At 63.4% G+C, this 243-nt stretch carries 2 pseudogenes; one reads left to right on the top strand and one right to left on the bottom strand.

The features are described 5' to 3' along the window. Window positions 1-130: pseudogene (locus KUA11_RS17355) on the bottom strand (hypothetical protein); the annotation flags it as partial. Between KUA11_RS17355 and KUA11_RS17960 the strand changes: the two are divergent. Beyond that, window positions 117-243: pseudogene (locus tag KUA11_RS17960) on the top strand (hypothetical protein); the annotation flags it as partial. The pseudogenes KUA11_RS17355 and KUA11_RS17960 overlap by 14 nt on opposite strands.

Here is a 243-nt window from a genome sequence, read left to right as displayed (position 1 = left end):
CGATCGAACGGTTCAGAACCGTCGTGGCGTCAAGATGCGCGAAGGTCGCGGCAGGAGCCGGGTCGGTCAGATCGTCGGCCGGCACGTAAACGGCCTGAACCGAGGTGATCGAACCCTTCTTCGTGGACAACATCTTCCGCTTTACGCAGGCCGGTTCGGAAGTGTCCGCGCTGCTGGGTCGTATCCCTTCGGCCGTGGGCTATCAGCCGACGCTGGCGACGGAAATGGGTGCCCTGCAGGAAC

This window comes from Acetobacter estunensis, from assembly GCF_019083805.1.
Taxonomy (GTDB): Bacteria; Pseudomonadota; Alphaproteobacteria; order Acetobacterales; family Acetobacteraceae; genus Acetobacter; species Acetobacter estunensis_A.
This window is presented reverse-complemented; position numbering and strand designations above follow the sequence as displayed.